11 protein-coding genes are annotated in these 9,620 nt (G+C 57.3%); 3 read left to right on the top strand and 8 right to left on the bottom strand.

What is annotated here, in order from left to right:
• Positions 1-70 precede the first annotated feature (70 nt).
• Together rimK and rimB are read right to left on the bottom strand one after the other, a co-directional pair.
• The gene (gene rimK / locus ACW9HW_RS26550) at positions 71-976 is read right to left on the bottom strand and encodes a 30S ribosomal protein S6--L-glutamate ligase (RefSeq protein WP_007972871.1); all 906 of its coding nucleotides are present in this window, start codon (positions 974-976) and stop codon (positions 71-73) included.
• Positions 973-1,452, bottom strand: coding sequence for a retropepsin-like aspartic endopeptidase RimB (rimB, locus tag ACW9HW_RS26545; RefSeq protein WP_095192378.1), 480 nt, complete (start codon positions 1,450-1,452; stop codon positions 973-975). Before rimB ends, rimK begins: the two co-directional genes overlap by 4 nt.
• Before the next feature lie 215 nt (positions 1,453-1,667).
• Here rimB and ACW9HW_RS26540 point away from each other — a divergent pair, with 215 nt between their 5' ends.
• The 3 genes from ACW9HW_RS26540 to ACW9HW_RS26530 all read left to right on the top strand — a co-directional run bounded on the left by ACW9HW_RS26540 (position 1,668) and on the right by ACW9HW_RS26530 (position 4,925).
• Positions 1,668-2,072 (top strand): RNA-binding S4 domain-containing protein, encoded by a 405-nt coding sequence (locus ACW9HW_RS26540; RefSeq protein WP_095192377.1) that lies wholly within the window; start codon positions 1,668-1,670, stop codon positions 2,070-2,072.
• Between the two features lie 229 nt (positions 2,073-2,301).
• The gene (gene hslO, locus ACW9HW_RS26535; RefSeq protein ID WP_095192376.1) at positions 2,302-3,204 is read left to right on the top strand and encodes an Hsp33 family molecular chaperone HslO; all 903 of its coding nucleotides are present in this window, start codon (positions 2,302-2,304) and stop codon (positions 3,202-3,204) included.
• Between the two features lie 179 nt (positions 3,205-3,383).
• Complete coding sequence (locus tag ACW9HW_RS26530; protein WP_207260462.1) at positions 3,384-4,925, top strand: phosphoenolpyruvate carboxykinase; 1,542 nt, start codon at positions 3,384-3,386, stop codon at positions 4,923-4,925.
• A 59-nt stretch (positions 4,926-4,984) separates the two neighbouring features.
• Here the strand turns inward: ACW9HW_RS26530 and ACW9HW_RS26525 are convergent, their stop codons facing one another.
• From ACW9HW_RS26525 to ACW9HW_RS26500, 6 genes are all read right to left on the bottom strand, one after another.
• Entirely contained in the window at positions 4,985-5,839 is an 855-nt protein-coding gene (locus tag ACW9HW_RS26525; protein ID WP_207267743.1) for a DMT family transporter, read from the bottom strand.
• A gap of 43 nt (positions 5,840-5,882) precedes the next feature.
• Positions 5,883-6,236: a DUF1493 family protein gene (locus tag ACW9HW_RS26520; RefSeq protein ID WP_095192374.1), complete on the bottom strand. Its 354-nt coding sequence runs from the start codon at positions 6,234-6,236 to the stop codon at positions 5,883-5,885.
• 70 nt (positions 6,237-6,306) lie between these two features.
• On the bottom strand, positions 6,307-7,578 hold the full coding sequence (locus ACW9HW_RS26515) for a type II toxin-antitoxin system HipA family toxin (RefSeq protein WP_457402252.1): 1,272 nt from the start codon (positions 7,576-7,578) through the stop codon (positions 6,307-6,309).
• A complete protein-coding gene (locus ACW9HW_RS26510; protein ID WP_095192372.1) occupies positions 7,575-8,060 on the bottom strand; it encodes a helix-turn-helix domain-containing protein in 486 nt (161 codons plus the stop codon). The genes ACW9HW_RS26515 and ACW9HW_RS26510 overlap by 4 nt, the downstream gene beginning before the upstream one ends.
• A 203-nt stretch (positions 8,061-8,263) precedes the next feature.
• Positions 8,264-8,563: a hypothetical protein gene (locus ACW9HW_RS26505; RefSeq protein ID WP_095192371.1), complete on the bottom strand. Its 300-nt coding sequence runs from the start codon at positions 8,561-8,563 to the stop codon at positions 8,264-8,266.
• A 409-nt stretch (positions 8,564-8,972) separates the two neighbouring features.
• Positions 8,973-9,263: a hypothetical protein gene (locus tag ACW9HW_RS26500; RefSeq protein WP_457402250.1), complete on the bottom strand. Its 291-nt coding sequence runs from the start codon at positions 9,261-9,263 to the stop codon at positions 8,973-8,975.
• Positions 9,264-9,620 lie beyond the last annotated feature (357 nt).

Below are 9,620 nucleotides of genomic sequence, written 5' to 3'. Positions count from 1 at the left end.
TTGAAATGTATCCATTGTGGGAGCGAGCCTGCTCGCGAAAGCGGCCTCCTTGCCACCGCAAAGGCTCGGGTTACCCCTTACCCTTGGTCCGCGTCATATTCGGCCCGCCATTCTTCTCCAGGTGCTCAATGATGATCCCCGCCACGTTCTTCCCAGTGGTGGTCTCGATCCCTTCCAGCCCCGGCGATGAGTTCACCTCCATCACCAGCGGCCCGTGATTGGAGCGCAGGATATCCACACCCGCGACCGCCAGTCCCATGACCTTCGCTGCGCGCAATGCCGTCATGCGCTCCTCCGGCGTGATCTTGATCAGGCTGGCGCTGCCGCCGCGATGCAGGTTGGAGCGAAACTCGCCGGGTTTGGCCTGGCGCTTCATCGCCGCAATCACCTTGTCGCCCACCACGAAGCAGCGAATGTCGGCACCGCCGGCCTCCTTGATGTATTCCTGAACCATGATGTTTTGCTTGAGGCCCATGAACGCCTCGATCACCGACTCAGCCGCCGTGGCGGTCTCGCACAGGACCACGCCGATGCCTTGGGTGCCTTCCAGCACCTTGATCACCAGTGGCGCGCCGTTGACCATTTCAATCAGGTCGGGAATGTCGTCCGGCGAGTGGGCAAAACCGGTGACCGGCAAACCAATCCCGCGGCGTGACAGCAATTGCAGCGAGCGCAGTTTGTCCCGGGAGCGGGCGATGGCCACCGATTCGTTGAGTGGAAAAACCCCCATCATTTCGAACTGGCGCAATACGGCACAGCCATAAAACGTGACCGACGCACCGATTCGCGGGATCACGGCGTCAAAACCTTCCAGCGGTTTGCCGCGGTAATGGATCTGCGGCTTGTGGCTGGCGATGTTCATGTAGGCGCGCAGGGTATCGACCACCACCATTTCATGGCCGCGTTCGGTACCGGCTTCGACCAGGCGACGGGTGGAATACAGACGCGGGTTCCGCGACAGCACAGCGATCTTCATGCAACACCTGTGGAGAGGGTAGATACCGGGAACACCGGCTTGTCTTGTACATACTTGATGCCCGGATTGACCACCAACTGGCCGTCGATCAGGGCTTTGGAACCGAGTAGCAGGCGATAACGCATGGACTTGCGGCAGGCCAGCGTGAACTGGACCCGCCAGACCCGATCACCGAGGGCCAGGGTGGTGCTGATCACGTATCGCACCTGCGCGTGACCGTTGGAGCTTTTAATGGTTTTCATCGTTACCAGCGGTGCTTCACAGCGCCGGTGACGCAACTGCACCACCGTGCCCAGGTGCGCCGTGAAGCGCACCCATTGCTCGCCGTCGCGGTCGAATGTCTCGATGTCGGTCGCATGCAGGCTGGAGGTGCTCGCGCCGGTGTCGATTTTTGCCCGAAGGCCGGCGACTCCCAGATCAGGAAGCGCCACCCACTCGCGCAGACCGACAACGGTCAAATGGTCAAATGTCTTCAAAATTGCTCAACCGGTAGAAACCGCAGTGGCCGCAGGCGGCCGAATTCGCGGTATTCACGCAGAATAATGGTTAAAAGGCGACAGATATCGACGGCCGGGATTTCCAGCTTCGCAATGAGGTTATGGAATGTCAGCATTGTAATCCGGGACGACGTAATTCTTGGTACGAGAGAACGGTAGTACAGTTCACCAATATTTCAGAACGAGGAAATCCCATGGCACAAAAAAACGAAGAGGACGACAAAGTCCGTCTCGATAAATGGTTGTGGGCCGCGCGTTTTTACAAGACCCGCGCTTTGGCCAAGGCGGCGATCGAAAGCGGTAAGGTGCACTGCCGTGGTGAGCGCTGCAAGCCGGGCAAGGAGCCACGCATCGGCGATGAGTTCGTGATTCGCACCGGTTTCGATGAGCGCACGGTGGTGGTTCAGGCGCTGTCGATCGTGCGCCGTGGCGCCCCGCAAGCGCAGACGCTGTACGCCGAAACCGAAGCCAGCATCGCCAAGCGCGAAAATGCCGCGGCCCAGCGCAAGGCAGGTGCCCTGGGTGTGAGCACCGATGGCAAGCCGAGCAAAAAACAACGGCGGGATCTGTTCAAGTTTCATGGCAGCAGCAACGAATGAATGATCGGGTCCGTCCATCACTCAAACAGGCAAAGACTTGTAATTGTGCTCGCGCGTAGCCATATGGGGTAATTCGCCTACCCTACATGAGCCATTGGCAGCGCCATTCGTCGTAAAGCGCAGCACAGCTGCCGGCCTGTAAGCCATAACCAGACAGCAGGGCGCTATGGCCAAGGCGTAAATTCGAATTCTGTAACCACTTTTGTCTCCACTTCAGATACCCAGACTTATGACCGACCTACCGGATAACGACTTCACCCAACGCTTCATCTTCGATGACAGCGACACCCGCGGCGAGATGGTTTCGCTGGAGCTCAGCTACGCTGAAGTCCTCGCCAAACACGCCTATCCGGAGCCGGTCGCACAACTGCTCGGCGAACTGATGGCGGCGGCGGCGTTGCTGGTCGGCACCTTGAAGTTCGACGGGTTGCTGATCCTTCAGGCCCGTTCCGAAGGCCCGATTCCGTTGCTGATGATCGAGTGTTCCAGCGAGCGCGACATCCGTGGCCTGGCCCGTTACGAGGCGGACCGGATTGCCCCCGATGCCACCCTGGCCGACTTGATGCCGGATGGCTCGTTGACATTGACCATCGACCCTAAGCAGGGCCAGCGTTATCAGGGCGTGGTGGATCTAGACGGTGAAACGTTGTCTGACTGTTTCACCAACTATTTCGTCATGTCGCAGCAGATCGGTACGCGCATCAAGCTCTGCGCCGATGGCCGTCGCGCCCGTGGCCTGTTGCTGCAGCAGCTGCCCGCCGATCGCTTGAAAGATGAAGAAGAGCGCGCCGCCAGCTGGCAGCACCTCACCGCCCTGGCTACTACCTTGACCGCCGATGAGCTGTTGGGCCTGGACAACGAAACCGTGCTTCATCGTCTCTACCACGAAGAGCAAGTGCGACTGTTCGATGTACAAAAACTGCGTTTCCGCTGCAGCTGCTCGCGCGAACGTTCAGCCAATGCGCTGGTCAGTCTGGGTATGGAAGACGCGCAAAAACTGGTGGTTGAACACGGTGGCAATATCGAAATTGACTGCCAGTTCTGCAACCAGCAATACCTGTTTGATGCCGCCGATGTCACTCAATTGTTCGCCGGCGCGGGTGTCGACTCACCGTCAGATACCCGTCACTAAAACGGTTCAGCGCAGGTAAATTCACTGGTTTGTGCCAGATTAACGCCGTTACGACGGGAGGACCCTACTCTTTTTGGGCTTTTCTGGCATAATCCGGCCCACTTTTTTCGCGGTAGTAGTGCACGACTTTCTACTACAAAACGTTTGGAGCACTCGGCCACTGGCCGACGGGGAACCTCATGACGCAAGCCAATAACGCCGTGTACACCGATCTGAGTGTTGATGATCTGGTTAAAGAAGCCCTGAACCGCGGTGAAGGCGAGCTTGCCGATACCGGCGCACTGGTTGTTCGCACCGGTCACCGTACCGGCCGTTCGCCAGTCGATCGTTTCATCGTTGATGAGCCGACCACCCAGGCCGCCATCGCCTGGGGCCCGATCAACCGCAAGTTCCCGGCCGACAAGTTCGATGCCCTGTGGGCTCGCGTCGAGGCCTTCAACAACGCGCAAGAGCATTTCGTTTCCCATGTCCACGTAGGTGCGGCTTCCGAGCACTACCTGGCTGTGAAGATGACCACCCAGACCGCCTGGCAGAACCTGTTCGGTCGTTGCCTGTTCATCAACCCGGCCCAGTACAACCCGGCGGGTCGTGAAGAATGGCAGGTGCTCAACGTGGCCAACTTCGAGTGCGTACCTGAGCGTGACGGTACCAACTCCGATGGTTGCGTGATCATCAACTTTGCACAGAAGAAAGTGCTGATCGCCGGCATGCGTTACGCCGGTGAAATGAAAAAAGCCATGTTCTCGGTGCAGAACTTCCTGCTGCCGGCTGCCGACGTGCTGCCAATGCACTGCGCCGCCAACATCGGCGAAGAAGGCGACGTGACCCTGTTCTTCGGTCTGTCCGGCACCGGCAAGACCACCCTGTCCGCCGACGAAAGCCGTTACCTGATCGGTGACGACGAGCACGGCTGGGGCGAAGGCGTTGTCTTCAACATCGAAGGCGGCTGCTACGCCAAGTGCATCGACTTGTCCGAGAAGAACGAGCCGGTCATCTGGAAAGCCATCAAGCACGGCGCAGTCCTGGAAAACGTCGTTATCGATGACGCCAAGCACGCCGACTACGCTGATGTCAGCCTGACCCAGAACAGCCGTGCCGCCTATCCGCTGGAACACGTTGCCAAGCGTTCCGAGAAAAACCTCGGTGGCGAGCCGAACGCCGTGATCTTCCTGACCTGCGACCTGACCGGCGTACTACCGCCAGTGTCGATCCTGAACGAAGAACAAGCGGCCTACCACTTCCTGTCCGGCTACACCGCTCTGGTGGGCTCGACTGAAATGGGTTCGGGCAGCGGCATCAAGTCGACCTTCTCCACCTGCTTCGGCGCACCGTTCTTCCCGCGTCCGGCTGGCGAATACGCAGAGCTGCTGATCAAGCGCATCCGTGGCTTCGGCTCCAAGGTTTACCTGGTCAACACCGGCTGGACCGGCGGCGGCTACGGCGTCGGCAAACGCTTCAATATCCCGACCACCCGTGCCGTGATCGCAGCGATCCAGAGCGGCGCGCTGATCGGTACCGAGACCGAGCACCTGGACACCATCAACCTCGACGTGCCGTTGGCCGTACCGGGCGTTGAAACTGGCCTGTTGAACCCACGCAACACCTGGGCCGACAAAGCCGCCTACGACGAAGCCGCCAAGGCACTGGCCGGCCTGTTCATCGAGAACTTCAAGAAGTTCGAAGTGAGCGACGCGATCAAGGCTGCTGGTCCTAAGCTGTAAGTGTTGGTTTGACGCAATGAAAAAGCCGCCCTTCGGGGCGGCTTTTTTGTGTGCGTTTTTCAGGTCTTCAGGTGCAAGACAAACGCGCCAACCAGCACCAGGACAATCCCCAACACCTGAATCTTCGCCAGCCGTTCCTTGAAAAACACGTACCCCAGAATCGCCGCGATCCCACCTGAGAGCGTGCTGATCACCGTCACCACCGAAACCGAGCCGGCCACCGCTCCCCAAGCAAAAGACGAGAAGCCACCGAGATTCATCAGGCTCGCGCCGGTCAATGTCAGGCAGTTTTTCAGCGGCGGGATCTTCAGGCCATCATCGATCCTGAGGACGATCACCACCAGCACAATCAGGCCCACCAGGTAGGCCAGCCACAGCATCGTCACCGGCCCGAGTATCGGCAGGACGAAGCGGCCTTGTAGCCAGAAACTGGTGCCGTAGAACGCTGCCGCCAGCAATGCGTAGGCAATGGAACTGCTCGCTTGAGTGGTGTGTGGCACTTTCGGGTCGGAGTGAATGCTGGAGAGGACCACGCCGATCACGCACAGCGCGATACACAACAGCTGGAGCAGGCTGATCTGTTCTCCGCCAGCCCAGGACAACAGCGTGGTTACAACGCCGTAGGACGTCACCAGCGGCGCCACAATGGACGCTTTACCGAGCGCAAAGGCCTTGGATAAGGCAAGGGCGCCAGATACGGTCAGCACCGCAGCCACAACCCCGAACAACCAGGTTTCGAGAGGCGCGGCCATGGACCGCAGAATGAATACGGGAAAGGCGATCAGCAGCAGGCTCATGATGGTAAAGCCCAGTGCCTGACCGAAGTAAACCGCGCGTTTGACACCGACTGCGCGGGCGTTCAAACCCACCAGAAAATCCGTGCCGCCCCACAGCAAGGCGGCCAACAACCCCATCAGTACGTCCACGCAATGTCCTTATTGTTAAGCGCCGGGAACGTTACAGACCTTCAAGCTCCCGAGTGTCCCAGCGTTGGGCCTTGATAGCCCGGTAGAGCATGCCGATGGTCAATGGTTCCTTGTCGCCGCGACCCTTGGCTTTGCGCTTGAGGAACACATCGTAGCCTTCGGGCTGGAAATAGCGATAACTGTCGTAATCCACGAAATCGATGTGGAATTGGTCTTCCAGGGTTTCGATCAAGTGTTGAGCGTCGGCGCCGTTGCAGCCGAGGTCGAAATTGATCGAGGTGGTGAGGTGGATGGTTTTGCGTTCGGGGAGGCCGATTTCTTCGTGGAGCAACTGCACGAGCTGGTGCATGGTGGGGTCGTCGGGGAAGTTGGGAGCGAGGTGCATCGGTGGTAATCCGGTTTCAAATTGAACATAGCATTGCATGTTTGGAGTAGACCTCTTTCTCTAATCGAGACTAGGTCCCTGCCAATCTAAACGCTGACGCCATATAGTCCTGTTCGCGTCTCGACAATCCCAAGGCTCCAGCCAGCGTTGGCCATTGGCTGACGACACCTTTGATGCTCTCGATAATGTCTTCAGCATCCGGGCGGCTGATCCTGAAATACTCCGCCACCTCCCTGGCAAGTTCGAGATCCAGCGCGTTATCCGCATCGGTGATGTTCAGTTTCAACCCATCGGCGTGTGCCACCGGATTCATGTCATAGGCTGCAGACAGGCGCCATCCATGACCCGGATCAAGGATGAAACCGTGGTTGTGCAGATGATCATCGGTGTTTGAAACCAGGATGTTGAATACAATTCGTGACCACAATTCGCGAAGATCGGTATTGGTTTCCGAGCCGTGCTCCATCAGAACTTCCGCCAGTTCAAGGTAGCTGGCGCCGCCGGAGGCGTCATCACCGTCAACACGATCAGTCATAGTCATGGCTGAGGCGAAATGCAGTCGCCCCCCTCGTCCGGTGCGGTCGAATCGCTTGACCATGAAGCAGTGATGATCGCTCGCATAACGTCGAGCAATACCCGTCGCGACGCGTAAGCCGCAGTGATTGGCCAAAGCATTGACCACCAACTCCCAGCCTCCGACATCATAGTCATCGCGAGCACTTGGAAACTTCGCGATCCACAGGTGACCCTGTTCGTCCGCGACGCTGGCTTTAGGCCGGGCACCACCCAGTGAACCGCCAGGTGCAATCAGCATCCTCAGCCACTCGCGTCCGTCGAGTGACGTGTTGTCCGGGTCGTTTTCGAGAGCTCGACTAGCCTGCTCCAGTGCACGTAATTCGATGAAGGGTGGGGCTGCAACACCATCGCGATCATCAAGAAAGTTACCTTCGTCATTCAGCTTGTAACGGATCGCTCCGACTCGATAGAGGTCATGTACGCCTAAAAGGAAATCTGATTCGAAGAGCTTGCTTCCCACTGGAGCCAATCCTTCACGAATGTCTCTCTCCAGTCGTCGCTTCATCAGTAATTGCCCCCATCGATCCGGGCTTGAGTCAGCGAATATGCCAAACCGAGTTTGATGTTGGCCGGGAAACTGACGGCCTTCGAACAGGCCGATTCGCGGATCCAGCGTTGTGAAATTCAACTCGGGATCAGTCAGTGCGCTAGCGTCGTACTCAAATTCGAAAACGTTGGTGGACCGAGCTTTCCTGGCATGCAGGAAGCCAAGGCGCCGTGGACCCTTCAAGGACTCCCAGTCTGCATACACCGCGATCAGCGTCATTTTTCACCTGTCGTAGGCTTGGTTTTCTTTTTGGTCAACAGATTGGAAAGTGAGTGGGTGTTGAAGGGAAACTCGGCAGACAAATCTGATGTATTGGTGTCGCTTTCAATCACTCCCGTGCCTTTGGCAGTGACAACCTTTACTGCGCCTATCCTGCTTACTCGCCGGCGAGTGCCTGTTGCAGAGGTTGCCGCGGGTTTTAGCTGAGCATCCTGTAATTGGCGTCCCACTTCGTCAATTGCAGCGAGTTTACTCAAGTCCTTTTCCAGACCCAGTACCTGCATGACAGACAGGTAGGCACCTATGGTCACTCCTGACCCACCTGATTCCAGTGAACGTAAGGTTGTCAGTGACATACCTGCCCTCTCGGCGACTTGTTTCGCTGTGAGCTTGCGACGCAGCCGGGCTAGCTTCAATCGCTCTCCGAACTCGGCAAGCAATTTGGATGCGGCAGGTAAGAGTGGAGCGGTTTTCTTAGCCATGTGCCAATATTCCTTCACTTTTCAGGCTTAACTGCCAGAATAATAGCAGTTAAGCAAGGAAGGCATCGCTTCACCGTGAGGGGGAACCTTTACAAGAGATTGGTAAGGCAAGTAATCGAACTGCCATTATTCCAGCTGAAATATTGAAAAACAGCCAGAATAATGCCAGTTAATCTGCTCTTGATCGTTTCTCATTCTTTGCTTCAGGTAGGTGCTTTCCAGTTCAACATGCGTTGCTGTGCAACCTTGAGTAGGTCGCAGCCATCCTGGGTCAGGAGATAAAGCGCGTGGGTGATGTGGGGAATGTCTTCGACGTCGCCGTTCTTGAAGCATTGACAATGCAAGGTTTGGAGGAGCTCGCTCGAGGCCCGGATGCGCTGTATGGCGGCTTCGAGGATGTCTTGGGGGTTGGCTTCTGTGTCGATGATCAGGGGGGAAGTGTCGGTGAGATTGGTTTGGAGTGGCAGGTAACGTTCGTTGGTGAACGGATTCCATTTGTTCATTTTATGTATTCTCAAATGCTTTAGATGAAACCGCTTTCATCGTGACCAAGCGATGGAGGCGGACTGTGTTCGGGTTGGTCAACCGGTAGAACACACAAGACCGGCACGCCCTAAGGCGTCCCAAACACAGCCACCATAAAGCGTACAGACACTTGAGATGCCGGCAGCATACAACGGACGCGTTTGTGTGTTCCATCGGGTGACCAAGCCCGAGTCGCTGATAGCGACAGTCACGACTATAGGTATTAGCCTCGGGACAGCGATAGGCGACAAGTTGTCTTGTTTTGTAGGACCGTGCCGAAGCTTTTATAGGGCGACCCCTACAGACCTTTGCTTCTTCGTGATGGGCTTCAGGTAAACCGTGTAATCGTTCTTCGCGGGCAAGCCTTGCTCCTACAGGGGAGGGTGGTCAGCGGGTGGTTTTTGGCAGGCGCTGCCGGGCGATGTCGAGCAGGTCGTTGCCGTCCTGGGTCAGCAGGTACAGCGCGCTGACGATGTTGGGGATGTCGCTGGCGTCGGCTTGTTTGAAGCACAGGCAGTACAAGGTTTCGAGCAGGCCGCTGGCGGCGCGGACGCGTTGGCGGGCGGCGTCGAGGATCTCGAAGGGATCGGCCTCGGTGTCGATGACCAGCACTGCGGTTTCGCTGTAGCTGGATTTGAGGGGGCGGTAGCGGTCGGTCATTGGATCGGGGGCGTTCATCGAGTGAGTCCTGAGCGAAATCGGCGAGTGTTTTCGGCAGGCCGAGACACTGCTTTCAGCCGCGCCGCAGACTATAGAAGGCTGTGTTGCGGTGCGACAAGACGGCTGGAATGGACAGGTTTTGTAGGGTTTTTGTCGCATCTTGAGGAAGGGGACTACGCTTCGATGGCGTTTTTTTGCCGTAGAAGTGCCAACGGTAAAAATGCCTACGCGGTAGTCAGTGAGTGCGCGGTGGGTCTCGGTTGACGGTGCTTCAGAAACCGTAGGCCATTTCGATTTTCATGGTGAATGTGCTGGCCTCTTCGCGAGCAGGCTCGCTCCCACAGTTGAAATGCATTCCATTGTGGGAGCGAGCCT

Source organism: Pseudomonas sp. SDO5532_S415 (genome assembly GCF_054071155.1).
Note: the sequence above shows the minus strand (reverse complement) of the source record. Positions and strands in the feature narration are given on the sequence as shown.